Source organism: Streptomyces sp. NPDC055962 (genome assembly GCF_042270185.1).
In the GTDB taxonomy this organism is placed as follows: domain Bacteria; phylum Actinomycetota; class Actinomycetes; order Streptomycetales; family Streptomycetaceae; genus Streptomyces.
In genome coordinates, this window is the sequence record NZ_JBHJYN010000001.1 from 639,237 (window position 1) to 662,678 (window position 23,442).

General features: G+C 72.6%; 23 protein-coding genes. 8 read left to right on the forward strand and 15 right to left on the reverse strand.

All coding sequences use genetic code 11. The annotated features are described in order from the left end of the window. Positions 1–54: 54 nt before the first annotated feature. The 9 genes from ACFC51_RS02825 to ACFC51_RS02865 form a co-directional block, all read right to left on the reverse strand. A complete protein-coding gene (locus tag ACFC51_RS02825; RefSeq protein ID WP_376526679.1) occupies positions 55–1,254 on the reverse strand; it encodes a hypothetical protein in 1,200 nt (399 codons plus the stop codon). Positions 1,255–1,288: 34 nt separating this feature from the next. Next, on the reverse strand, positions 1,289–3,079 hold the full coding sequence (locus ACFC51_RS02830; protein ID WP_376527053.1) for a DUF3492 domain-containing protein: 1,791 nt from the start codon (positions 3,077–3,079) through the stop codon (positions 1,289–1,291). A 189-nt stretch (positions 3,080–3,268) separates the two neighbouring features. Further along, a complete protein-coding gene (locus ACFC51_RS02835) occupies positions 3,269–4,909 on the reverse strand; it encodes an ABC transporter ATP-binding protein (protein ID WP_376526682.1) in 1,641 nt (546 codons plus the stop codon). After that, the gene (locus ACFC51_RS02840; protein WP_376376981.1) at positions 4,906–5,895 is read right to left on the reverse strand and encodes an ABC transporter permease; all 990 of its coding nucleotides are present in this window, start codon (positions 5,893–5,895) and stop codon (positions 4,906–4,908) included. The genes ACFC51_RS02835 and ACFC51_RS02840 overlap by 4 nt, the downstream gene beginning before the upstream one ends. Next, positions 5,892–6,899 carry an ABC transporter permease gene (locus tag ACFC51_RS02845; RefSeq protein ID WP_376526685.1) on the reverse strand — a complete coding sequence of 336 codons (1,008 nt, stop codon included), beginning with the start codon at positions 6,897–6,899 and terminating at the stop codon, positions 5,892–5,894. Before ACFC51_RS02845 ends, ACFC51_RS02840 begins: the two co-directional genes overlap by 4 nt. A gap of 2 nt (positions 6,900–6,901) precedes the next feature. Then, entirely contained in the window at positions 6,902–8,632 is a 1,731-nt protein-coding gene (locus ACFC51_RS02850) for an ABC transporter substrate-binding protein (RefSeq protein ID WP_376526688.1), read from the reverse strand. A 204-nt stretch (positions 8,633–8,836) separates the two neighbouring features. Beyond that, entirely contained in the window at positions 8,837–8,932 is a 96-nt protein-coding gene (locus ACFC51_RS02855) for an Ms4533A family Cys-rich leader peptide (protein ID WP_315985674.1), read from the reverse strand. A gap of 88 nt (positions 8,933–9,020) precedes the next feature. Further along, positions 9,021–10,346, reverse strand: a complete 1,326-nt coding sequence (locus tag ACFC51_RS02860) for a DUF3152 domain-containing protein (RefSeq protein ID WP_376526691.1) — start codon at positions 10,344–10,346, stop codon at positions 9,021–9,023. A gap of 8 nt (positions 10,347–10,354) precedes the next feature. Further along, a complete protein-coding gene (locus tag ACFC51_RS02865; RefSeq protein WP_376526694.1) occupies positions 10,355–11,320 on the reverse strand; it encodes an alpha/beta fold hydrolase in 966 nt (321 codons plus the stop codon). A gap of 110 nt (positions 11,321–11,430) precedes the next feature. Here ACFC51_RS02865 and ACFC51_RS02870 point away from each other — a divergent pair, with 110 nt between their 5' ends. From ACFC51_RS02870 to ACFC51_RS02885, 4 genes are all read left to right on the forward strand, one after another. Next, positions 11,431–11,646, forward strand: coding sequence for a hypothetical protein (locus ACFC51_RS02870; RefSeq protein WP_376376991.1), 216 nt, complete (start codon positions 11,431–11,433; stop codon positions 11,644–11,646). Between the two features lie 168 nt (positions 11,647–11,814). Then, on the forward strand, positions 11,815–12,456 hold the full coding sequence (locus tag ACFC51_RS02875; RefSeq protein ID WP_376376993.1) for a TetR/AcrR family transcriptional regulator: 642 nt from the start codon (positions 11,815–11,817) through the stop codon (positions 12,454–12,456). A gap of 135 nt (positions 12,457–12,591) precedes the next feature. Next, entirely contained in the window at positions 12,592–12,819 is a 228-nt protein-coding gene (locus ACFC51_RS02880) for a DUF3107 domain-containing protein (protein WP_056793994.1), read from the forward strand. 196 nt (positions 12,820–13,015) lie between these two features. Further along, the gene (locus ACFC51_RS02885; protein WP_376380140.1) at positions 13,016–13,288 is read left to right on the forward strand and encodes a hypothetical protein; all 273 of its coding nucleotides are present in this window, start codon (positions 13,016–13,018) and stop codon (positions 13,286–13,288) included. A gap of 18 nt (positions 13,289–13,306) precedes the next feature. On the opposite strand, the gene ACFC51_RS02890 is transcribed toward ACFC51_RS02885, so the two are convergent. Next, positions 13,307–14,053 (reverse strand): ferritin-like fold-containing protein, encoded by a 747-nt coding sequence (locus tag ACFC51_RS02890; protein WP_376380137.1) that lies wholly within the window; start codon positions 14,051–14,053, stop codon positions 13,307–13,309. Positions 14,054–14,527: 474 nt separating this feature from the next. On the opposite strand from ACFC51_RS02890, the gene ACFC51_RS02895 reads away from it, so the two are divergent. Continuing rightward, positions 14,528–16,477 carry a DEAD/DEAH box helicase gene (locus tag ACFC51_RS02895; RefSeq protein ID WP_376380135.1) on the forward strand — a complete coding sequence of 650 codons (1,950 nt, stop codon included), beginning with the start codon at positions 14,528–14,530 and terminating at the stop codon, positions 16,475–16,477. Between the two features lie 106 nt (positions 16,478–16,583). Continuing rightward, positions 16,584–17,438, forward strand: coding sequence for an alpha/beta fold hydrolase (locus tag ACFC51_RS02900; protein ID WP_376380132.1), 855 nt, complete (start codon positions 16,584–16,586; stop codon positions 17,436–17,438). 61 nt (positions 17,439–17,499) lie between these two features. Here ACFC51_RS02900 and ACFC51_RS02905 read toward each other — a convergent pair whose 3' ends face one another. Further along, positions 17,500–18,411, reverse strand: coding sequence for an NYN domain-containing protein (locus ACFC51_RS02905; RefSeq protein ID WP_376380129.1), 912 nt, complete (start codon positions 18,409–18,411; stop codon positions 17,500–17,502). Positions 18,412–18,621: 210 nt separating this feature from the next. Here ACFC51_RS02905 and ACFC51_RS02910 point away from each other — a divergent pair, with 210 nt between their 5' ends. Next, a complete protein-coding gene (locus ACFC51_RS02910; protein WP_376380126.1) occupies positions 18,622–18,774 on the forward strand; it encodes a hypothetical protein in 153 nt (50 codons plus the stop codon). A gap of 151 nt (positions 18,775–18,925) precedes the next feature. On the opposite strand, the gene ACFC51_RS02915 is transcribed toward ACFC51_RS02910, so the two are convergent. The 3 genes from ACFC51_RS02915 to ACFC51_RS02925 all read right to left on the reverse strand — a co-directional run bounded on the left by ACFC51_RS02915 (position 18,926) and on the right by ACFC51_RS02925 (position 21,261). Next, a complete protein-coding gene (locus ACFC51_RS02915; RefSeq protein WP_014154224.1) occupies positions 18,926–19,531 on the reverse strand; it encodes a MarC family protein in 606 nt (201 codons plus the stop codon). Positions 19,532–19,656: 125 nt separating this feature from the next. Further along, positions 19,657–20,523, reverse strand: coding sequence for a PHP domain-containing protein (locus ACFC51_RS02920; RefSeq protein WP_376526697.1), 867 nt, complete (start codon positions 20,521–20,523; stop codon positions 19,657–19,659). A 93-nt stretch (positions 20,524–20,616) separates the two neighbouring features. Further along, a complete protein-coding gene (locus tag ACFC51_RS02925; protein WP_376380120.1) occupies positions 20,617–21,261 on the reverse strand; it encodes a DUF6758 family protein in 645 nt (214 codons plus the stop codon). 157 nt (positions 21,262–21,418) lie between these two features. Between ACFC51_RS02925 and ACFC51_RS02930 the strand changes: the two genes are divergently transcribed. Continuing rightward, complete coding sequence (locus ACFC51_RS02930; protein WP_376380117.1) at positions 21,419–22,651, forward strand: MFS transporter; 1,233 nt, start codon at positions 21,419–21,421, stop codon at positions 22,649–22,651. A gap of 83 nt (positions 22,652–22,734) precedes the next feature. On the opposite strand, the gene ACFC51_RS02935 is transcribed toward ACFC51_RS02930, so the two are convergent. Continuing rightward, complete coding sequence (locus ACFC51_RS02935) at positions 22,735–23,319, reverse strand: suppressor of fused domain protein (protein WP_376526700.1); 585 nt, start codon at positions 23,317–23,319, stop codon at positions 22,735–22,737. Between the last annotated feature and the right edge of the window lie 123 nt (positions 23,320–23,442).

The following is a 23,442-nucleotide window of genomic DNA, read 5'->3' on the forward strand; positions in this document are numbered from 1 at the left end:
GGTGGTGCGGTACGGGAAACCCGCGGCGTCGGCTCCGCGGGGTGGAGCGGGCCCTCAGGCCGAGGCGTGGGCGGACGCCCGGGTGAGCGTGACCGATGCGTGGATCAGCAGCCCGGACGCGGCGAGGCCGCAGGCGAGGATCTGGACGCCGCCGGGGCCGGCCGCGGCGACGACGGCGTCGACGGGCCGGGCGAGGAGGTCGAGTCCGGGCAGCCGCCCGGCCAGGACCAGGAAGGGGGCCGCCACTTCGACGGCGCAGGCCGCGGCGAGTCCGGTGGCCGCGGGTTCCGGGAAGCCGTGGACGGCCAGCAGCCGGGCCAGGAGGAGCAGGGCGCCGAGAGCCGCCGGGCCCGCCGGGCTGCTCCCCGGGCCGGGGTGGCCGAGGTCGGCGAGGTACAGCAGCGCGGTCAGCGCGCAGAGGAAGAGCGCCACGACGCCGAAGAGCAGGGGGCGCACGCCGGCGCCGAACTCGGACAGGGCGTGGGAGCCGGCGAGCCGGTGGCGCGCGTGTCCGGCGAAGAGGTGGGCGCACCAGGCCGCGGGGGCGAGGGCGAGCGCCAGCCCGAGCAAGGGGGCGGGGGCGGCCGTCCAGTGACCGTCGGGGCCGCCGCTGACGACCTGGGCCAGCAGGTCCTCGCCGTACACGACGTAGCCGAGGAGCCAGCAGACGTACAGCGCGACTCCTCCGGTGCCGTGCGGCGCGCGCAGTGGACCGCCGCGCAGGCAGAGCCGGAGCCCGAGGAGGACCAGAAGCGCGCCGGCGGCGGTCACCGCGAAACGGGCCCCGCCGCCGAGCACCCCCTCGGTGGCCCTGAGCGTCCCCGCGGTCGCGAGGCAGGCGGCGCCGGGCAGCAGCGCCGAGAGTGTCCATCCGGCCCGTGTCCCGCTGCCCGGGTACGGCCGTGGCCGGGGGGTGCGGGGGGCGTGCCGGCCCGCGCCGGGCACGCGGGCGTAGAGCTCCTCGGCGAGCGAGAAGACGTCGCGGTGCCGGTAGCGCGCGGCGACCCTGTCGGTGAGCCCGTGGGCCTCCAGACCGGCGGCGATCTCCAGAGGGTCCACGGCACGCTCGCAGAGGTCCCGGTGCCGGTGCATGAGCACCTTGACGGGGTCCGCGGGTCCGCGCCGGACCGCGGGTCTGCGGGCCGGGTGGTAGGCGATCTCGGGTGCCCGTACGGCGGAACGGACCGCCCCCGGCCCTTCGCCCGTCGCCTCTCCCCCGGAGTCCGGGGGAGAGGCGTCGGTCGGTCTGCCCATCGGGGCTCCTCCGTGGTCGTGGCCGCTCGTCTCGTCACGCATCGCCGTCCCCCGCACCGCGTGCGCCCGCGCACACGCCCTCCGCGCCGACGGCCCAGCTCGGCACCCGGGCCGCCCGGGCACCCGCGGGGACCGGCTCCGGGAGCAGGTCTCCCCGCACATGGGCCTCCGGAGGTGTGGCGAAGGGACGCGGCGGGCCGGCCGCCCCCCGGGGGCCGCCAGGTGGGGCCCAACGGGCGGGGGCGTGGCTCACCAGGTCCAGGTAGATCCCCCGGAACGCCGTCAGGTTCTGTTCTACGGTGAAGAGTTCGAGGGCCCTGGCCCGCGCCGCCGCGCCCAGGCGCGCACGGCGCTCGTGGTCGCGCAGGAGCGCGACACAGGCGTCGGCGAGCGCCCGCGGATTGCGCGGGGGCACCACCAGACCCGTGCCGCCGACGATCTCGACCACGGCTCCCACGTCCGTCGAGACGGTGGCCCGGCCGCAGAACATCGCTTCCACCAGGCTGATGGGAAAGCCCTCGACGACGCTGGACAGCACGACGACACCGCCCGCCGCGTATGCCTCCGCGAGGTCGGGCACCTCGGGGCCGCCGATCTCCTCGAAGGTGACCGGGTTGTCGCCCTCGGCATGGGCGTCCGCGGCCTCGTCGGGGAAGAGCTGGGCGGCGAGGGCCCGGCAGTGGGCCAGGTAGGTCTCGCCCTCGCTCCCCTGGACCGGGGCGCCGAAGATCCGCAGCCGGGCGTCCGGCTCGGCCCTGCGCACCTCGGCGAACGCGTGGAGCAGGGCGATCAGGTCCTTGGCCGGCTCGATCCGCCCGATCCACACGAGCGTGCCGGGCCCGCCCCCGTCGTCGGCATCGCCCACGGCCCCGAAGCGCTCGGCCTCCATCCCGGGGTAGACCGTGCGCAGTTTGTCCCGGTCGGCGCCGAACCGCTCCTGCCAGCGGCGCACATGGGTGTTGCCGGGGGTGATGAGCGCGGCCTGCCGGTACACCTCGGAGGCGAGCAGCCCGTGGAAGTTGGCGAGCAGGGCGCGCACGGGTGCGCCGAGCTCCGCTTCGGGCGCGGCGAGGTAGTGGGCGCGCAGCGGGACCCCGTGCTCCGTCACCAGCAGCGGTACGCCGAAGAAGCGTTTGGCCAGCAGTCCCGGAAGGGCCGCCGCGCCGCCGGAGGCCGCGTGGCAGAGGTCGACCTCGCCGAGCCCGTCCTCGTCGTACCAGTCCAGGGAGAGGGGGCGCAGGGCACGCTCCAGCTCCGCCGCGAAGGCGAGGTAGTCGGGCACGGTCGCGCTGTGGACGGTCCTCCCCGTCCCCGGGGCACGGCAGGCGGACTCCACGATGCGCACGGTCGTCTCGGAGCGCAGGGCTGCCGGCAGCCCGCCGCGCTCCCGGGCCAGTTCGGCGAGGCCGTAGAGGCCGTCCGTGAAGAGGCGGGAGGCCGTCGCGGCGTCCGCGCCGTCGGCTTCCGGCCCGGTCTCCGTACCCGAGCAGACCGCACCGACGAGCGCCGTCGCGTGCGCCGTGAAGCGCCGCCGGTCCCGACGCCCGTACGAGCGCCCGAGGCCGGTGGCGAGTCTGCCCGTGACGCCTCTGGGACGGCCGGGATGCAGCGCGTCCTCGCCGTGGGTCCACATCGGCGCCGTACGCACCCGCCCGACCCGGTCGGGGAGCCGGACCCAGCCCTGTTGTTCCTGGTCGGCGGAGCGGCTGAGCGCGAAGAGGTCGAACTCGTGCTGGGGCAGGCCGCGCACCAGGCGGTCGCACCAGAGTCTGGACTCACCGGTCGCATACGGATAACCACCGTCCGTGAGGAGTCCGATCCGCACGAGCACACCCCCGATCTCCCTTGTGGGCGGCCGCCGTTGATCGGCGACTCGCAGCGGGACGACCGTATGCGGATACAGAGGTGGTGCGACGGACGGTTGTCCGTCGCACCACCGAAAGGGGTGAACCGGCGTAACTTTCCCGCCTCAGTCGCGTTCTGTTGCGAACACGGAGGGTTCGGTGACGCTGCGTCAGGCTGCGGCCAGCTCCGCGCGGGCCGCACGGCGTTCCGCGGCACGCGCCGGATCGAGGGCGGGTACCGCTGCCAGGAGCTGCTTGGTGTACGGGTCGCGCGGTGATCCGTACACCTCGTCGACGGTGCCCTGCTCGACGACGCGGCCCCGCCGCATCACCGCCACGCGGTCGCTGACCTGCCGTACGACGGCCAGGTCGTGGGCGATGAAGACGAGCCCGATGCCCAGTTCCCCCTGGAGCTCCGCGAGCAGGGAGATCACCTGCGCCTGGGTCGTGACGTCGAGCGCGGAGACCGGCTCGTCGCAGACGATCAGGCGGGGCTCGGCGGCGAGCGCCCGCGCGATACCGATCCGCTGGCGCTGCCCGCCGCTGAACTCGTGCGGATGGCGCTCGTACCGGCCGGGGTCGAGCCCGACCCGTTCCAGCAGTTCGCGCACGCGGTCCCGGATCCGGGACTCGTCCTGCTCCCCCGCCGCGCGGAGCGGGTCCGCCACGGACTCACCGATCGAGCGGCGCGGGTTGAGCGAGGCGACGGGATCCTGGAAGACCATCTGGAGCTCCCGGCGGAACGGACGGATGTCCCGCTCCGGCAGCCCGCCGATCTCCCTGCCCCCGTACCGGAGGCTGCCGTCCGTCGGGTCGAGCAGCCGCACGAGCATGCGCCCGAGGGTCGTCTTGCCGCTGCCGCTCTCCCCCACGATGCCGAGGGTCTCCCCGGCGTGCACGGTGAGCGAGACCCCGTCCACCGCGGCGACCCGGCCGGCGCCCCGGCCGAACTCGCGCCGGAGGCCGACGGCTTCGAGGAGCGGCTCGGCGTCCGCGGGCGCCGTCCTCGGACGGGGGACCTGGACCCGCTTCTCCTCGATCCGGGGCACCGACGCCAGGAGCTCGCGGGTGTACGGCTGCCGGGGCGCCCCCAGCACCTCGGCGACCGGGCCGCGCTCCACCGCGCGGCCGTGCCGCATCACCAGGACGTCGTCCACGCTCTCCGCGGCGACACCGACGTCGTGGGTGACCAGCAGCAGGCCCATGCCCGTCTCGCGGCGCAGGTCGTGCAGCAGGTCCAGGATCTGGGCCTGCACGGTGACGTCGAGGGCGGTGGTCGGCTCGTCCGCCACGATGAGCCGGGGCTCGCAGGCCAGGGCCATCGCGATGAGGGCCCGCTGCCGCATCCCCCCGGAGAACTCGTGCGGCCGGGACCGGGCGCGGCGGGCCGCGTCCGGGATGCCGACCCGGTCCAGGACCTCGACGGCCCGGGCCCGCGCCGCTCGCCTGGAGACGGAGTTGTGCACCCGGTACACCTCGGCGATCTGGTCGCCGACCGCGTAGTACGGGTCGAGCGAGGAGAGCGGGTCCTGGAAGACCATCGCCGCCTTCGCTCCCCGCAGGGCCCGCAGTCCGGCCTCGTCCGCGGTGCCCACGTCGGTGCCGGCGACGCGGACGGTGCCGGTGACCCGGGCGCCCGTGCCCCGGTGGAGTCCGAGCAGGGCGGACGCCGTCGCACTCTTGCCGGAGCCGGACTCGCCGACGACGCCGAGGGCCGCGCCCGCCTCCAGCGTGAAGGAGATCCCGTCCACGGCCCGGACGTCGCCGAAGTCGACGGTGAGGTCCTCGACCTGGACCAGCGGTGTTGTCATGACAGGACCACCCGTCGGTCGGCCAGCGCGTACAGCATGTCCGCGACGGCATTGGCGAGCACCACGAAGAAGCCGGTCACCAGCACCATGCCGACGACCACGGGCAGGTCGACGACCTTGACCGCGTGGACCAGTTCGCGCCCGATGCCCGGGATCCCGAAGAGGGACTCGGTGAGGACCGCGCCGCCGAACATGGAGCCGACGTCGAGCGCGCTGAGCGCGATCACCGGGGCGAGGGCGCCCCGCAGGGCGTGCCTCCCGATGACCGCGCGTTCCCCGACGCCGTACGCGCGGAAGGTGCGCACATGGTCCTCGGCGAGCGTCTCCAGCATGGAGCTCCTGGTCAGCCGCGCGTACTTGGCGGACTCGATGAGCGCCAGGGAGACCCAGGGCAGCAGGAGACCCCAGGCCCACTGCTCGGGGTCCTCGGTGAACGGCACGTACGTCGGCGACGGCAGCCACTGGAGCGTGGAGCAGAAGACGATGATGAGCAGCAGCCCGATGACGAAGACGGGCGTGGCCGTCCCGGCCAGGGTGAGCCAGGTGAGGACCCGCTCGGTGATCCGGCCGCGGCGCCACGCGGACAGGACCCCGGTGCCCACGCCGAGCAGGATCCAGAGGACGAAGGCGCCGACGACGAGCGAGCCGGTGACCGGCAGCTTGGTCAGGATCAGCCGCGTGACCTGCTGGTCGCTCTGGTAGGACACCCCGAGGCAGGGCGCGGGGCAGTGGTCCGTGCCCGTACCGGTGGAGAAGTCCCGCCCGGCGACGATGCCCTGGAGGAAGTGCCCGTACTGCGTGTACACCGGGTCGTCGAGCCGGAGCTGCTCGGTGACCTGGGCGACCTGGGCGGGTGAGCAGCGCGGACCGCAGGCGATCTGGGCGACGTCGCCGGGGGCCACGTAGAAGACCGCGTACAGGATGACGGTCAGGGAGAGGAGGACGAAGACGGCGCCGCCGAGCCGCCGCAGGAGGAACCCGGTCACGACGTCTGCTCCTTCGTGCGTTCCGCGCGCTTCTCGCGCCCGGTGCCGATCCGCAGCCGGGAGGCGGCCCGCGGGTCGAGTGCCGTGCGGACGCCCTCACCGAGGACGGTCAGGGCGAGCACGGTCACGAAGAGCAGCCCGGCGGGGATCAGGAGGTAGGTGGGGGCCGACTGGTACCAGGTGTCGGCCTCCGTGAGCATCTGCCCCCAGGACGGCGTGGGCGGTTTGATGCCGACGCCGAGGAAGGACAGGGCGGCCTCCACCGTGATGTTGACGGGAAAGAGCAGCGCGGCGTAGGTGATGACGGGCGCGGCGAGCGAGGGCAGCAGTTCCCGCCGGGCGATGCTCCAGCGTCCGCGTCCGGCCAGCTGTGCGGCGGAGACGAAGTCGAGGGACTTCAGGGCGAGCGCCTGGGCCCGGACGATCTTGGACGTGCCGGCCCAGTTGATGCCGCCGATGACCAGGGCGATCAGCACGGGCCGGGGGAAGGAGGGCGGCACGATCGCAAGCAGTCCCAGGGCGATGACCATGAGCGGCAGGGCGACGTTGATGTCGGTGATCCGGCTGAGGACCTGGTCGACCCAGCGGCTGCCGAGGGCTGCCATCAGCCCCACGATCACGCCGATGGTGACCTGGAGGACGGTGGCCGCGAAGGCGACGCCGAGGGAGACCCGGGCCCCGTACACGACGCGGGCGAAGAGGTCGCGGCCCGTCTGGGGTTCGACGCCCAGCCAGTGGTCCGCGCCGATGCCCCCGAAGGAGCCGATGGGGACCCCGCCGGCCGCCGAGTCGACGAGGTCGGGGTGGTAGGTCTGGGGGTCCTGGCCCGCGAGTGCGGCGAGCAAAGGCGCGCCGATCGCGGTCAGGAGGAGCAGGAGGACCACGACCGCCGCGACGGCGGCCGCGCGTTGTGCGCGCAGCCGCAGCCAGAACTGCCGGGCCCCCGAGGCGGGGGCGGCGACCGGCGCCGCTCCCGCCTCCTGGACCAGAAGTGCTTCCGACATGACTACTTGACCGCGGCCTGGGAGATGTCGAGAACGCCGGTCCAGTCGCTGATGACGACGTTCTTGACGTCCTGGCCGTAGAGCCGCTTGTAGACCGGGTGGAAGAGCGGCACGGTCAGCGCCTGCTCACCGATCTTCTTGTCGAGGGCGCCCCAGCGCCGGGCGGCGGCGTCCAGGTCGGTGAGCTTGTTGATCTCGTCGATCTCCTTGTTCACCGACGCGTCGTTCAGGAAGCCGGTGTTGAAGTTGGCACCGTCCTTCACGATCTGCCGTCCGTCGAAGATCGGCGCGAGGAACGGGCCGCCCGAGGGCCAGTCGGCACCCCAGTGGGCGAGGAAGAAGCCCGGCTCCTTGGACGCGCTGTGGATGGTGTCGGAGTAGTCGTTGCCCTCCAGCCCCTTCAGCTCGACGGTGATGCCGGCCTTCTTGAGGGCGGCCTGGAGCGCCGTGGCGATCTCCGGGCTGGTCTCGAAGTCCTTGTCGTTGGAGTGCGTGAGGGTGACCTTCAGGCCGTTGGGGTGACCGGCCTCCTTCAGCAGCTCCTTGGCCTTCGCGGCGTTGCCGGTCTCGCCCGCCGGGAAGTGGTCGTAGGCCGTGTAGCCGAAGGACTTCTGGTTCGGCAGGTAGGTGGTGGCCGGCTCGGCCAGGGACGAGCCGCCCGCCGCGTTGATCACCGAGGAGCGGTCGACGGCGTACGAGATCGCCTGGCGCACCTTCGGGTCGTCGAACGGCTTCACCTTCGGGTTGAAGGCGATGTAGTTCGTGTAGCCGAAGTGGCCGGTGCCGACGCGGGCGGCGAGCTTCTTGTCGCCCGACACCTTGGCGAGCTCTGCCGGGCCGAGGTTGGTGTCGGTGGTGACGGCCGCGGCGTCGACGCCCTGCGAGGCCGACAGCCGCTGGTTGATGACGGCGGAGTCCAGGCCGGACCGTACGTCGATCCTGTCCGGGTAGGCCTTGCGCTCCTCGTCCGTGGCGGGCGACCAGTGCGGGTTGCGCTCCAGGACGAGCCGCTCACCGTCGTTCTCGTTCGACACGACCTTGTACGGACCCGAGGAGACCGGGTGCTCCTCGTACTTGGTGCCCTTGTCCTTGGCCTTGGGCACCGGGGTCGTCTGGGTCTGGGTGGCGAGGTAGGGGAACTCGCCCTCGGGCTTGTTCAGATGGAAGACGATGGTCTTCTCGTCCGGTACCTCGATCGAGTCGAGCCCCTTCTCGTCCTTGTACGGGCCCTGGTAGTCGGCCCCGCCGATCAGCCAGTCGCGCAGGTACGGTGCGCCGCCGGAGAGTTCGGCGGCGAAGGACCGCTCGATGCCGTACTTGATGTCCGCGCTGGTGATCGCGGTGCCGTCCTCGTACTTCAGCCCGTCCTTGAGGGTGTACGTCCAGACGGTGGCGTTCTTGCTGGGCGTGCCCAGGTCGGTGGCGAGGTCGGGGACGACCTCGGCACCCGCCGCACCGTTCTCGCGGTTGCGGGTGGTCAGCGTGCGGAAGACGAGGGAGGGGACGTTGCCGCCGCCGGAGGTGTAGAGCCGCGCCGGGTCGAAGTCCTCCTGCGGGTTGCTGTTGAGGACCGTGAGGGTGCCCCCCTTCTGCGGCTTGCCCGAGGCGCCGGACCTGCCGCCGCTCCCCCCGTCCCCCTGGGGCCCCGCGCAGGCCGCGAGACCGGCGACCAGGGCGAGACTGACGGCGGCGGTGGTTGCCACGCGGCGCGATATGACGGACGGCTGACTCATCGGAAGATGACCTCTCGGTGTGCTGCGGCAGGGGAGGGAACGGATCCCGCACGGGCGCAGCCGGTCCCGCCCCCGGTGCGGGGGGAGGGAGCCGGATACCGAAAGGCCGCGCCTGCGGGCGGAGTACGCCCGGGCGCGGCGGAGGAAGGGGTCCGAGGAGCCCACGGAGGGGCTCGTCGGGAGGCCGACGCGCGCGGGCAGGCGTCAGCGACAGAGAATGTCGGCTACGCAGTGCCCGGCCACGCCGAGGAGCGCCAGCTCAAGGGCGGCGCGCTCGGAGGATGCGGGGCTGCGTGACATGCGGAGAAATATGAACGACCCCTCCCCCGATGTCAACGCGCAGTGAGACGCCTGTCCCACAGTGCGGACAGAGCGCCTCCCTCGCCGGTCAACTTCCGGGATGGACCCAGGGGTTGGGCCGGCACTTGATGCCGTCGATGTCCAGGGTCTTGGTCTGCTGCTGCATCACGGGCGCGAGGGCCCCAGGGGTGCGGCAGCTCACATGGTTGTGTCCCAGCCGGTGGCCGACCTCGTGGTTGATCAGCATCTGACGGTAGGGCAGGAGCTTGTCCTTGCCGAAGGTCGAGGCCCCCTGCGCCCATCGGTACGCGTTGATCATCACCCGGTCGGTGGCGGCCGAGTCGCAGGAGACGTTGTCCTCCGTGGTGTCCAGGCCGGACTTCTCGCACCAGACCCCGGTGGTCCCCGGACTCGCGAGGGTGATCACGAAGTCGGGCTCGCCGGAGGAGATCCGCTCGAAGGTCATGGCGCCGTTGTGCGCCCAGCTGCGGTCGTCGTTCAGCGTCTTCTGCACGGCTTCGGCGAACAGCCCGGCGTCGAGGCCGAGTCCCTTCTCGACGTCGATCCGGTACCGGTACTTGTGCCCCTTGCCGGGAGCCTTCGCCAGCCCCGCGACCGCCTCGAACGACCCGGATCCCTTCAGGTCCGGTGCCAGCGGGAAGGCGGTGGCCATCTTCTGCGCGTACGACTGGGGCTGGACGTCCTGCCGCTGCACCTGGGGGGTGGGGCGGTCCACCGAGCGGGAGGCGTCCTCCGACCCCTGCCGGTCGACACCCGCCGGCTGGGAGCCGTCGCCCGTGCTCCCCGGGTCCTGCGCCACCTGTCCGGCCACCACGACGGCGAGCACCGTGGTCACGGCGGCGGCCGCGATCCCGGTGAAGGTCCGGCCCTTGCCGCCCTTCGCCGTGCGCGCCTCCCCGTCGTACGGGCCGCTGCCGGGCCCGTCGGGCTCCGCGGAGGCCGGGGCCGCGTCCTCGGGCGGTACGGGCGGTGAGGGGTGCGAGGGCGCGGTGTCGAACGCCTCCAGGAACTCCCTGCGCGGGCCCGGTATCAGCGGGGCGCCGCCGGTCCGCGGCCCCGGCGCGCGGCGCTCGGCCTCCTGCTGCGCCGCCCGTTGCCTGGAGATGGCGGCCTGCCGGGCACGGAAGACGTCCTGTCCGCCCGGACCCGCCGGATCCCTCCGGCTGTCGTACGGCGGCTGCGGCGCGGCCCCCCAGCCACCGCCGGGCTCCCGGTGTTCGGGGTGTCCGCCCCGCACCTGCGGAGCGTCGCGGAACGGGCCGTGCCCCTCCCGCGGAGGCGGCGTGGCGGAGTCCCGCCCGCGCCTGCCGGTACCGGGCTCCACACCGGCGCCGGCCACGGCCCCGGTCTCACGCTGTCTGGCCTCGGGGCCCTTTCGGCTGTGTCGTCCCACGCCCCGGATCAGCTCCCGCCGCGTTCGTCGAGCAGTTCCCGGAAAGCCTGGGCGATCGTCTCCGGGTACTCCATCATCGCCACGTGCCCGGCGTCGGGCAGTGTCAGCAGGCGCGAGTCGCGGAAGGCCGCGGACGCCCTGCGTGCCATCCGGTACGAGACGAGCTGGTCCCGTCCGCCGTACACCAGCAGGGTCGGTGCGAGCACCCGCTCGGCCTGGCGCCACAGCCCGTGCTGTCCTCCCAGCGTGTAGGCATCGACGATGCCCCGTGCCGAGCGCGTCATGGCGTCCCAGAAGTACGGCAGCTCCAGCCGTCGCTCCATCTCGGCCACCGCGTGGCGGAAGGCTTCGTCGGAGATTCGTGCCGGATCGCCGTAACAGAGTGCCATGGCGCCCCGGGTCCGCTGTTCGGCGGTCCAGTCACGGGTGAGCCTGGCGAACAGGGATGCGACGCCCGGGAGTGCGAGGAGGGCGGTCGGCACGGCCGGCCGCTGGACCCGGATCTCGGGCAGGGCGGGGGAGATCAGCGTGAGGGTGCGCACCAGGTCCGGCCGTACGGCGGCGACCCGGGTGGCAACGGCGCCACCCAGGGAATTCCCGAAAAGGTGAACGGGGCCGCGCCGGCCGGCGTCCAGCAGCCGGATGACCGCCCGGGCGTGTCCGGTGACGGAGTAGTTGCCGTCGTCCGGCGGCGGCGAGTCCCCGAACCCGGGCAGATCGACCGCCTCGCTGTCGAGGGTGTCCGCCAGCAGCGGCATCAGGGCCGACCAGTTCTGGGAGGAGCCGCCCAGCCCGTGCACGAAGAGGGCGGGGGCCGGGGCCGCCGCCTCCGCCGGACGCGTGCGGACGGTCAGGGTGAGGCCGGGCAGCCCGACGGAGCGCAGCTTCTCCCCCTCGGCGACCCGTACGGCGCTGACCGTGGGGGCCACCGCGGCGGCGGCGGCCTGGATACCGGGCAGGTCGGTCGAAGACATGCGGCAATGTTACGAGACGATCACGCGGTGGTTCATGTGTTCGCGGTCACAGGCCGCATAGCGTCCGTGCGGGGTTGCTCCTAGGCTGCAAGGGAAGGAAGGGAGCCATCATGACGGTCGACCCGAGCGACCCGGAGACCTTCGAGGACCCCCAGCCGGACGAGCCGGACCCGGAAGCCCCGGAAGCCGACAGCGCCGAACAGCAGGCCCCCGTCCGGCCGGAGCACGACGAACCGCTCAGCGGCGTCGACCGCGGCACGGCGAACGAGGCGGATGCGGCGGAGCAGGCCCGTGTCATCACACAGGATGAGGACGATTACCGGTAGAACGCACCGCTATGCGGCGCGGGCCGACGAATCTGCGGCTACCGCAGCCGTCCGGTCCGTGAAATTCTGCGTCCGCGCCGCGCACACCCGGGTTACTCAAAAGTACGATGGCCCCACGGCGCAGCGTGCACGGTACGACTGTGTTCGACCACGACATTGGGAGGCGGCGTGACAGCCATCGAGCAGACAGAGGCGGCGCGCCCGCGGGGCACCCGGCTGCCTCGCCGTGCCCGACGCAATCAGCTGCTGGGCGCCGCCCAGGAGGTCTTCGTCGCGCAGGGCTACCACTCCGCGGCGATGGACGACATCGCCGAGCGGGCGGGCGTCAGCAAGCCGGTGCTCTACCAGCACTTCCCGGGCAAGCTGGAGCTCTACCTCGCCCTGCTCGACCAGCACTGCGAGTCACTGCTCCTGGCGGTCCGCACGGCGCTCGCCTCGACGACGGACAACAAGATGCGCGTCGAGGCGACGATGGACGCCTACTTCGCGTACGTGGAGGACGAGGGCGGCGCGTTCCGCCTGGTCTTCGAGTCCGACCTGACGAACGAGCCGGCGGTCCGCGAGCGGGTCGACCGGGTCTCCCTGCAGTGCGCGGAGGCCATCTCCGACGTCATCGCCGGTGACACGGGCCTGTCCAAGGACGAATCGATGCTGCTCGCGGTCGGCCTCGGCGGTGTCTCCCAGGTCGTGGCGCGCTACTGGCTCTCCAGCCGCTCCGGCATTCCGCGCGACACCGCCGTGCAGCTGCTCACCTCGCTGGCCTGGCGGGGCATCGCGGGATTCCCGCTGCACGGCGTCGATCAGCACTGAGCCCCGGCGGGCACGCGCCCGGTGTTCGCTGCGGGCGTTGCCGGTCGACCCGTGCTCCGTCCCTTCACCGGGCTAATGTGTGCTGCGTACGGCGCGGTTCACCGCGCAGAGACGGACCGTCGGAGGGACATAGCCGTGGAGGTCAAGATCGGGGTGCAGCACACGCCCCGCGAGATCGTTCTGGAGAGCGGACTTTCCGCCGAAGAGGTCGAGAGCGCGGTCGGCGAGGCGCTCAGCGGCAAGGCGCAGCTGCTCAGCCTCACGGACGACAAGGGCCGCAAGGTCCTGGTGCCGGCCGACCGGATCGCCTACGTGGAGATCGGCGAGCCCAGCACCCGGCGGGTGGGATTCGGCGCGCTGTAGCCCGCGCGACGCGGCAGCAGAGGTGGAGGCCCGGCGGACGAATCCGCCGGGCCTCCACCTCTTCTCCGCCGGACCTGCGCCCGATCCGTCCCTCGGTGGGGTTCACGCGAGCGCAGGAGGGTTGTGTTCCGCGGGCCCCGGGTAAGACGGCCTACGACCGAAGACCGCCGTGCCCACCAAGCGAGGTGACCCCTCTGTGCTCTGGGAATCCATCAGCTCCGTCGTGCTCGGACTCGCCCTGTCCTGGGTCGCGCTCCACACACTGCACGGGCGGCTCCCGTCCTCCCGCGTGGTGTTCGTCACGGGCGGGCTGGGTGCCCTGTTCGGCGCCTATCTGACGCATTCGACGCTGGGCTCCGGCCATGTCCTGGCGACGCCCGCGGGCGCCGTACTGGTCGGCGCGGTGACCCTGTCCCTGCTGATCCGCCCGCGGGGCGGGCGGCGGGTCCGGTCGGCCGCGGCCCAGTAGGGCCCGCCGCCCGCCCGCTCAGGCCGCGAGACCGAGCGCGGCCATCCGCTTGGTGTGCGCCTCGGTGATCCGGGAGAACATCCGGCCCACCTCGGCGAGGTCGAAGCCGTCCGCCACGCCGCCCACGAGCATCGTGGAGAGGGCGTCGCGGTCGGCGACCACCCGCTGGGCCTGCGAGAGCGCCTCGCCCATCAGCCTGCGCGCCCACAGGGCGAGCCTGCCGCCGACCCGGGGGTCCGCCTCGATGGCGGCCCGCACCTTCTCCACCGCGAAGTTCCCGTGACCCGTGTCGTCGAGCACGGAGAGCACCAGGGAGCGGGTGTCCGTGTCCAGGCGGGCGGCGATCTCCCGGTAGAAGTCGCTGGCGATCGAGTCGCCGACGTAGGCCTTGACCAGCCCCTCCAGCCAGTCGGACGGCGCCGTCTGGCGGTGGAAGTCGTCGAGCGCCTTGGCGAACGGCTCCATGGCCGTCGTGGGCGCCTCCTCGACGGCCGTGAGGCGGTCGGTCAGCTGCTCGAAGTGATGGAACTCCGCGGACGCCATCTTCGCCAGCGCCGCCTTGTCACCGAGTGTCGGCGCGAGTTTGGCATCCTCCGCGAGACGCTCGAAGGCCGCGAGCTCCCCGTAGGCGAGCGCGCCGAGCAGGTCCACGACCGCGGCGCGGTACTGCGGGTCGGCGGACGCGGTGGCCCAGTCCTGGGCGGCGATTCCGGTCGGTGCGGGCGCTTCTTCGGTTGCTGCAGTGGCGTTGTCAGGCGTCTCCATGGAGCGCAGAATAGCCCGCTCCACGGGGGACCGAAGGGCCTGGTCACCGGGAGACATCACACCGTTCCGATGAATTCGCCCAACACGCATGCGCGAATCCGGGGTACAGTGGTATTGCGCTTGCTGAGCATTTTGGTGTGCCAGAAGCGCGACCTTGAATGAGGATGCCCGGTCGGTGGCCCGATCGGCTCCGACCCGACAGCCCTCCACGCGGGGCGTACACCACGTACGACCGCAGATGAGGGGCCCCCTCAGCGGCACGAGCGCTCGAGCGACGGCAGTGGTCCCGCGCCACCCGGCCCATCCACGGCCGGATGACCAACCCCGGCACGGTACGACCCCCAGCGTTCGCCTCGGGCCGCGTCTCACAGAAGAGGCAGCACCCTGACTACCTTCCGCGACCTCGGAATCCTCACCGAGACGGCCGAAGCCCTCGAGGCTGTCGGCATCACGTCCCCCTTCCCCATCCAGGAGATGACGCTCCCCGTGGCGCTCTCCGGCTCCGACGTCATCGGCCAGGCCAAGACCGGCACCGGCAAGACGCTCGGCTTCGGCCTCCCGCTCCTCGAGCGCGTGACCGTCCCCGCCGACGTCGAGGCCGGCCGTGCCGCGCCCGAGAAGCTGACGGACGCACCGCAGGCCCTGATCGTCGTCCCCACCCGTGAGCTCTGCCAGCAGGTCACCAACGACCTCCTGACCGCCGGCAAGGCCCGTAACGTCCGCGTTCTCGCGATCTACGGCGGCCGGGCGTACGAGCCCCAGGTCGAGGCGCTCAAGAAGGGCGTCGACGTGGTCGTCGGCACCCCGGGCCGACTGCTCGACCTGGCCGGCCAGCGCAAGCTCGACCTCTCGCAGGTCCGCGCCCTCGTCCTGGACGAGGCCGACGAGATGCTCGACCTGGGCTTCCTGCCGGACGTCGAGCGCATCATCACGATGCTGCCGCCCAAGCGCCAGACGATGCTCTTCTCGGCCACCATGCCCGGTGCCGTCATCAGCCTCGCCCGCCGCTACATGTCGCAGCCGACGCACATCAACGCCACGTCGCCCGACGACGAGGGCACGACCGTGAAGAACACGGTCCAGCACGTCTACCGCGCGCACAACATGGACAAGCCGGAGATGGTCTCCCGCATCCTGCAGGCCGAGGGCCGCGGGCTGGCGATGATCTTCTGCCGCACCAAGCGCACGGCCGCGGACATCGCGGAGCAGCTGGAGAAGCGCGGGTTCGCGTCCGGCGCGGTCCACGGCGACCTCGGCCAGGGCGCCCGCGAGCAGGCGCTGCGCGCCTTCCGCAACGGCAAGGTGGACGTCCTCGTCTGCACCGACGTCGCCGCGCGCGGTATCGACGTCGAGGGTGTGACCCATGTCATCAACTACCAGTCGCCGGAGGACGAGAAGACGTACCTCCACCGCATCGGCCGTACCGGCCGCGCGGGTGCCAAGGGCATCGCGATCACGCTGGTCGACTGGGACGACATCCCGCGCTGGCAGCTGATCAACAAGGCCCTGGACCTGAAGTTCCCGGACCCGCCGGAGACGTACTCCACGTCCCCGCACCTGTACGAGGACCTCAACATCCCGGCCGGCACCAAGGGTGTCCTGCCGCGCACCGAGCGGACCCGTGCGGGTCTGCGCGCGGAGGAGATCGAGGACCTCGGCGAGACCGGCGGCCGCGGCCGCAAGTCCGCCGCCTCCGCCCCGGCCCCCCGCGAGGAGCGCCCGCCGCGCACACCGCGTCAGCGTCGCCGCACGCGGGGCGGCAGCGCCCCCGACGAGGCCGCCGCCGTCACCGTGCCCGCGCCGGCCGTCGAGCCGGCCGGTGAGGAGTCGCCGGAGCCGCGCACCCCGCGCCGCCGGCGCCGTACCCGCGCCGCCGTCACCGAGGGTGTCGCCGAGGCCGCGGTGGCCGTGGCCGAGGCCCCGGCCGTCGTCGCCGCGCCGGTCGCCGAGCCGGCCGCGGAGGCCAAGCCGCGCCGCCGTCGTGCCCGCACCACGGCCGCGAAGCCGGCCGTCGCGTCCGTGCCGGCGGCCGAGCCGGTCGTCGACTTCCAGACCGTGGCGATCGCCGCGCCCGCAGCGGAGCCCGTGGCCACCAGGCCGCGCCGCCGCACCCGGGTCGTGAAGCCGGCCGACGAGGTCGACTTCCAGATCGCGCCGGTCTCGGAGCCCGTGACCGAGACCAAGCGCCGGCGTCCCCGCGCCGCCGCGAAGCCGAAGGCCGAGGCCGTGGCCACCACCGCGACCGCCGCCCCGGCCGAGGACGCCGTGGAGACCAAGCCGCGCCGTCGCCGTCCGCGCGCCGCGGCCGCCGACACGGCGGAGGCCGTCACGGTCGCCGAGGCCGTCACGGACGGCGAGGCTCCCGCGAAGCCGCGCAGGCGTCGCTCCCGCGCGGCGGCCGCCGCCGAGTCGGCCGAAGGCTGATCACCGGCCGCAGTCACCTTCGTACGGCCCCGGTTCCCGCCTCGCGGGGGCCGGGGCCGTACGTCTGCCCGGGCGCGTCCGGACCTCCGGCGATACGCTCGGGCCCATGAGCAGGCCGCCCACCTTCACCCCGCCCCCCTGTGCCCGCGCCCGCGTACTGCGGACCGGGCGCGGGGACTTCGCCGTGCTGGATGCCGCGCCTCAGGGCGGCGCGCACTCCACGGCACTCCTGCTGCCCGGGTACACCGGCAGCAAGGAGGACTTCATCGCCCTGCTCGAACCGCTCGCCGAGGCCGGCTTCCGGGTGCTGTCCGTCGACGGCCGGGGGCAGTACGAGACCGCGGGGACGGGGCGCCAGGAGTCCTACGCGCAGGCGGAGTTGGCCCGTGACGTGCTGGCCCAGGCGGCCTCCGCCGACGGCGCCCCGGTCCCCGGCGGCATCCATCTGCTCGGCCACTCGCTGGGCGGCCAGATCGCCCGCGCCGCGGTGCTCATGGACGCCGCGCCCTTCCGTTCCCTCACCCTGATGTCGTCCGGTCCCGCCGAGATCGACCCGGCCCAGCAGAAGAAGGCGCGGCTCCTCGGGGACTCGGTGGGCCGCTGGAGCATGGACGAGGTGTGGCGGATGATGCGGGCGATGGACCCGCCGGAGGACGCGGACACCGGCGACGGCGAGGATCTGCGCCGCCGCTGGCTGCGCCACGACCCGGCACAGCTGGCCGCCACGGGCGCGCAGTTGTCGTGCGAGCCGGACCGGGTGGCCGAACTGGCCGCGCTGTCCCTTCCCGTGCACGTGATCTCGGGCGAGCGCGACGACGTCTGGCCGGTGCCGCTGCTCGACGCGATGGCCGAACGGCTGGGCGCCCGCCGGACCGTCGTCGCGGGCGCCGAGCACTCCCCCAACACGGCCCGTCCGGTGGAGACCGCGGCCGCGCTCGTCTCGTTCTGGAAGGGCGCCTGACGCCCTCCCCCGTGCGGACCCGCCCGTAGGCGGGCCGGTCCGCCCGCCGGATCGGCCTGTGTCAGTACTGCGCCTGCAGGTGCTGCCAGAACCCGTCGCGCAGTGCCCGGCGCAGGTGGGCGTGGCCGCGCAGCGAGTGCTGGAGGAGCCGTTCGGCCTCGACGAGCAGGTCCTGGTCGACGGAGCCGGGGAGGTAGGGGTGCCCGGGCAGCAGGTCGGCGAGGGCCTCACGGCCGCGTGTGGAGAGCCAGCCGGCGGCGATCTGGGCACCCACGAACCGCACGTCCTCGCGTGCGGGCGCGGGGCTGTCGTCCTCGTACATCGTCACGGAGCGCCGGGTCACGTAGGGGCGGCAGAAGTCGAGGTCGAAGGTGCGCTGGCTGTCGACCTCCCAGAGCAGCGGCTCGGCCTGGTTGCGGCCCTCGCCCGCCTCGATGCCCCAGAGGTGCACCCGGGCACCGTAGCCCTGGGCGGCCTCCACGGCCGAGACCAGGTCCTCGTCGCCGCCGACGAGCGCCGCGTCGCTGATGGCACGGTGCCGGGCGAGCGACTCGAGGTCGGTGCGGATGAGTGAGTCGACGCCCTTCTGCTGGTTGTTGGCGTTGAGATTGCCCAGCCTGACCTTGACGTCGGGGAGTTCGGCGATGGACTGCTGCTCCACGGTGTGGATGCGGCGCCTGGCCCCGTCGTACCAGTACACGCGCAGCAGCCTGCTGTCGGCGAAGATCGTACGGGCCTTGTCGATGAAGGCCTCGATCAGGCCCTCGGCGTCCAGGTCGAAGGACCGGCGGTCCTCGGTGCCCGTGACGAGGAGCCCGGCCGCCGCGTAGACGTAGCCCGCGTCCACGAAGATCGCGTGGGTGGAGGGGGTCTTCGACACCTCGGCGAGGACGCGCTGGAGCAGCTCGTTGGTGCGGTCCAGCTGTTCACGGATGCCGGACTCCTCGTCCGTCCGCGGGTCCGCGTGACTCATGCGGGCCTCATTGTCTGCGCATGGCCGATTACCGACGGGTACTTAGACATCCAAAAAATTTCCTTAGCGTAGGGAATGTTTGCGGTAGGCAAGTCGTTGTACCCCTTGTGGAGCGCGAGACGCGGACGCCTTGCGCTCCCCATCCTTGAGGACGGCCAGCCCGTCCTCCCAGTAGTTCTCCAGCAGGAGGATCAGACGAAGGGAAGCCATATGCGCTTCGAGATCATGCGACTCGACGATGTCGACGGTACCGCCGTGGACACCACCGTCGTGGACGCCGCCTCCGTCAACCGGATCGTGCAGCAGGCCGCGGCAATGGGCCAGCGCATCTACATCCGGCCGGCCGACACGTCGGCTTCGTAACACCTTGTATTGTTTTTTGTCGCTGACTTCGAGTGCATGACGAGCTGAAGATGAGCGCATGACGAGCTGAAGAAGGACGAAGCGCCCCCGCACGGAGGATCTGTGCGGGGGCGCTGTGGCGTCCGGGCCCGGAGGCCCGGACCTTCAGGCCTCAGGAGTTCTGGATGACCTGGGTGACGCCGTTGATGATCTGCTGCACGGCGATGGCCGAGAGCATCATTCCGGCGAGCCGGGTCACCAGCACGACGCCGCCGTCCTTGATCACCCGGATGATCAGCAGCGAGTACCGCATGGTCACCCAGAGCACGAGATGCATCGCGACGATGGCCGCCCAGACCGAGATCTGGCCACTGGTCCCGTCGGCGTTCTGCACCGCGAGGATCACCGAGACGATCGCACCCGGCCCGGCGAGCAGCGGCATGCCGAGCGGCACGAGGGCGACGTTGACGTCCTTGGTCTGCGTCGGCTCGTCCGTCTTGCCGGTCAGCAGGTCGAGCGCGATGAGCAGCAGGAGCAGCCCGCCCGCGATCATCAGCGCGGGGACGGAGACGTGCAGGTAGTCGAGGATCTGCTGGCCGAGCAGGCCGAACACGGCGATCACGCCGAAGGCCACGGCGACCGCCTGCAGGGCCATCCTGCGCTGCACCTTCGCGGGGCGGCCCGCGGTGAGGGCCAGGAAGATGGGGGTGATTCCGGGCGGATCCATGATCACGAAAAGCGTGAGGAAGAGGGATCCGAAGACAGCGATGTCGAACACGGTGAGCCTTGCGAGAGAAGAGCGGGCCGGACAGAGGGGCACGCACCGGCACGCCGCCAGGACGTCCGGGCGCGCGGGGGCGACAGGAGAAGGGGGACGAAGGAAGAGGGAGGGGAGGGACCCCGTCACACGGGGAACGGTCCGCCGGCACCCGGCACCGGGAACGCCCCGGTGGCGCGCCGGGTGATCTCGCCGTAGATCTCCGGGTCGGTGGTGTACTCCCCGATCCGGACCGTCTTACGGGTGCCGTGGTAGTCGCTGGACCCGGTCGTCAGCAGTCCCAGCTCGGAGGCGAGACCCCGCAGCCGGGCCCTGGTGGGCCCGTCGTGGTCCATGTGGTCGACCTCGACGCCGTCGAGTCCCGCGGCGGCCAGCTGCGCGATCACGGACTCGGACACCACCTCGCCGCGCTTGACGGCGAGGGGATGGGCGAGGACGGTGACGCCGCCCGCGGCCTTGACCAGCCGGATCGCGTCCAGCGGGTCGAGTTCGTGCTTGTCGGCGTAGGCGCGGCCGCCGTTGCCCAGCCAGGCCGAGGTGAAGGCGTCGGAGACGGAGTCGACGACTCCGAGCTCCACGAGCGCGGTCGCCACGTGCGGGCGCCCGACCGAGCCGTTCCCGGCGATCCGCGCGACCTGCTCCCAGGTGATCGGGACGCCCAGCTCCTGGAGCCTGCGCACCATGGTCTGTGCCCGCGGCACCCGGTCGTCCCGGACGAGCTCGCGCTCACGGGACAGTTCGGGCTCGGCCGGGTCGAAGAGGTAGGCCAGCATGTGCAGGCCGATGCCGTCGACGCGGCAGGAGAGCTCGGCGCCGGTGACGAGGGTGAGCCCCTCGGGCAGGGCCGCCGCCGCCTCCGCGTGGCCGCCCACCGTGTCGTGGTCGGTCAGGGCGACGACGTCGAGACCGGCCGCGACGGCGTTGGCCACCAGCTCGGCGGGGGTGTCCGTGCCGTCGGAAGCGGTGGAGTGGGTGTGCAGATCGATGCGCACGACGCGTACTCCAGTGCTGGCGGACGGACAGGGGACGGTCAAGGATAACCGCCGGGCGTCACCCGTCCGGCCCCGTTCCGCGTGACCGGCCGGTCAGGGCGGCGTGAGCAGCCGGGGGGTGAGGGCCCCGCACGGCAGGAGGTCCACTTCCCCGCCGGCGTCGCGCAGATCGGTGAGCACCAGTTCGTCGTACATGAGGAGTCCGGACTGTTCGGGCCAGACGATCGCCCAGAGCCACAGGCCGCGCGCCTCACCCGCGAAGACGGCCCGGTCGGCGGGTGCGTCCTTGACGTGCCAGAGGGCGGTGGGCCGCCCCGCTGCGAGGACCTTGGCGTCGGGCGCCGCGTCGACGTGCAGACCGGAGCCGGGGTCGAGGCCGTCGATGCCCGCGTACCGCGCGCCGAGTCCGACGCCGAGCTCCTCGGCGACGAGCAGCAGCTCGCCCATGCCCCCGAGCGGCCCGGGGCCCGAGCACGCGACGGCGGTCGCCCGGCCGCCGCTGCGGTCGTCGCCCGCGTAGGCCGCGCCCGTGAAGAGCCAGCCCACCGGGAGCGGCCAGGGCATCCACACCGGTACCTGGGCCCGGTGCACCACCACGCCCAGCGCCTCGACGCTGGGGGGGACCACCGGCTGCATCGGGTGGACCTGGCCGTGCGCGGAACACTGCCAGGCATCGGCGAAGAGACCGGGCGCCCTGACCCGGCCACCGCACTTCGGGCAACTGGGTTCGCCCCTCATAACGCCCAACGGTCCTCCCCGGCCGCCGCCGCGTCAAGGACGATCACCCGTCCGCAGCGCGGCTCCGACCAGGGGAGATAGATGCGGCTTGCACTTATTAGGATGGCTAACTTATTCTGTGCATAACGCAACTACCTAGTGGAGAGCGAGAGAAGCCATGCGGGGAGAGGATCCGTTCGACGAGGGGGCGACCAGCATCCTGCGTCAGCCGAAGGCCGTCTGGGCCACGGCGGGCGCCTCGGTGGTGGCCTTCATGGGGATCGGGCTGGTGGACCCGATCCTCCCGTCCATCGCCAAGGGCCTGGAGGCCACACCCAGCCAGGTCTCGCTGCTGTTCACCTCGTACTTCCTGATCACCGCGGTGGCGATGCTGGTCACCGGCTTCGTCTCCAGCCGCATCGGAGGACGCAAGACCCTGCTGGCCGGGCTCGCGCTGGTCGTCGTCTTCGCCGCGCTCTCCGGCACCTCCTCGTCCGTCGCCGAACTGGTCGGCTTCCGGGCCGGCTGGGGCCTGGGCAACGCCCTGTTCGTGTCCACCGCCCTCGCGGTGATCGTCGGCGCCGCCGCCGGCGGCAGCGCCGCGGCGATCCTGCTGTACGAGTCGGCGCTCGGGCTCGGCATGGCCTGCGGCCCCCTCGTCGGCGCCCTGCTCGGTGACGCCAGCTGGCGCTACCCCTTCTTCGGCACCGCGGCCCTGATGGCGATCGGCTTCCTCTGCATCACCGCGTTCCTGAAGGAACAGCCCCGCCCGGCCCGGAAGACCTCGCTGCTCGACCCGCTCAAGGCGCTCGGCCACGGCGGACTGGCGTCCGTCGCCACGTCGGCGTTCTTCTACAACTACGCCTTCTTCACGATCCTGGCGTTCACACCGTTCGTGCTCGACATGTCGCCGTACAGGTCGGGCGCGGTGTTCTTCGCCTGGGGCCTGCTGCTCGCCGTCTTCTCGGTGCTCGTCGCACCGCGCCTGCAGAGCCGCTTCGGTTCGCTGAAGGTCGTCGGCGGCTCCCTGGTGCTGCTCGCCGCCGACCTGGTGGTCCTCGGGTACGGCAACCACACGACGGCCATCGTCTGCACCATCGTCTCGGGCGCCTTCATCGGCATGAACAACACGGTCTACACGGAGCTGGCCCTCGGCGTCTCCGACGCGCCGCGCCCGGTGGCGAGCGCGGGCTACAACTTCGTCCGCTGGTTCGCCGCTGCGGCGGCGCCCTACCTCGCCCCGAAGATCGAGGAGTGGACCGACATCCACATCCCCTTCGTGGTGGCCGCGGTCGCGGCGCTGGCCGGAGCCGCGGTCATCGGGATCCGGCGTACGGCGCTGACCCACGAGGCGCGCGAGCTGGAGCCGCGCCACGCGGCGGAGGACGGCGTCGCCGCCTTCGCCGACTGACCCGCCCGACGGCTCTCCGGACTCCCGGCCCCGCCCGCGCTCCTTCCCGGCCGCGCGGCGGGGTCCGCCGCACCGGGGTGGCGTCAGTCCAGCGGTACGGACGCGCGCAGCGGGTCCCGCAGGTCGGTCCCCTGCGAGAGCCAGCGCTCCTGGAGCTCCTGCGCGCCCCTGACCCGCTTCCAGGCCGCCTCGTTGTGCGTCATCGGCAGCAGCGGCAGGAACCGCACCGGCTCCATCGGGGCGTCCAGCTCCAGGTCCTCGACCAGGCCGCCCGGCTCGGCGACCAGGACGGAGCTGAAGGGGGCCCCGGTCCACAACGGCTGCCCGAGGTCCAGCGATGCCCCGGGCGCCACGATCAGGCCCTCGACCTGCGGGGAGGCCGCGAGCACCGCGAGGGGCCGCAGCACCTCGTCGGTGCCGGCGAGCCCGGCCCGTACGGACAGGACCAGCTCGGCGCGCGGGCCCTTCACCGGGTCGGCGAGGGGCGAGGTCGGGTCGGCCATCGGCTGGGCGGACATACCGAGTGTGGCGTAGCGCACGACATCGCCGTCGATGAAGCGGAGCACCTCGATGCGGTCCGTGCCGAGGAACGTCACCCCGGCCCGGGCGTCCGGCTCCCCGAGGGCCGTACGGAGCCGGGCTTCGACCAGATCAAGAATTTCTCCCATGCCGCGAGCATAGAACGCGTAGGGAACGGGCAAAGGAAGGGATTGGCTCCTCACCTGGCTGATAGCCTGAGGCGTCGGTCGGGACAGCACGCAGAAGCGTCGCTCTCAGTCCTGACAACACGT

Bases quoted from the DNA above. Each gene is read 5' to 3' on its own strand.
- ACFC51_RS02850 (WP_376526688.1), bottom strand. From the start codon at position 8,632: ATGAGTCAGCCGTCCGTCATATCGCGCCGCGTGGCAACCACCGCCGCC.
- ACFC51_RS02855 (WP_315985674.1), bottom strand. From the start codon at position 8,932: ATGTCACGCAGCCCCGCATCCTCCGAGCGCGCCGCCCTTGAGCTGGCG.
- ACFC51_RS02925 (WP_376380120.1), bottom strand. From the start codon at position 21,261: ATGAGGGGCGAACCCAGTTGCCCGAAGTGCGGTGGCCGGGTCAGGGCG.
- ACFC51_RS02900 (WP_376380132.1), top strand. From the start codon at position 16,584: ATGAGCAGGCCGCCCACCTTCACCCCGCCCCCCTGTGCCCGCGCCCGC.
- ACFC51_RS02910 (WP_376380126.1), top strand. From the start codon at position 18,622: ATGCGCTTCGAGATCATGCGACTCGACGATGTCGACGGTACCGCCGTG.
- ACFC51_RS02870 (WP_376376991.1), top strand. From the start codon at position 11,431: ATGACGGTCGACCCGAGCGACCCGGAGACCTTCGAGGACCCCCAGCCG.
- ACFC51_RS02845 (WP_376526685.1), bottom strand. From the start codon at position 6,899: ATGTCGGAAGCACTTCTGGTCCAGGAGGCGGGAGCGGCGCCGGTCGCC.
- ACFC51_RS02930 (WP_376380117.1), top strand. From the start codon at position 21,419: ATGCGGGGAGAGGATCCGTTCGACGAGGGGGCGACCAGCATCCTGCGT.
- ACFC51_RS02890 (WP_376380137.1), bottom strand. From the start codon at position 14,053: ATGGAGACGCCTGACAACGCCACTGCAGCAACCGAAGAAGCGCCCGCA.
- ACFC51_RS02935 (WP_376526700.1), bottom strand. From the start codon at position 23,319: ATGGGAGAAATTCTTGATCTGGTCGAAGCCCGGCTCCGTACGGCCCTC.
- ACFC51_RS02825 (WP_376526679.1), bottom strand. From the start codon at position 1,254: ATGGGCAGACCGACCGACGCCTCTCCCCCGGACTCCGGGGGAGAGGCG.
- ACFC51_RS02865 (WP_376526694.1), bottom strand. From the start codon at position 11,320: ATGTCTTCGACCGACCTGCCCGGTATCCAGGCCGCCGCCGCCGCGGTG.
- ACFC51_RS02895 (WP_376380135.1), top strand. From the start codon at position 14,528: ATGACGCTCCCCGTGGCGCTCTCCGGCTCCGACGTCATCGGCCAGGCC.
- ACFC51_RS02905 (WP_376380129.1), bottom strand. From the start codon at position 18,411: ATGAGTCACGCGGACCCGCGGACGGACGAGGAGTCCGGCATCCGTGAA.
- ACFC51_RS02835 (WP_376526682.1), bottom strand. From the start codon at position 4,909: ATGACAACACCGCTGGTCCAGGTCGAGGACCTCACCGTCGACTTCGGC.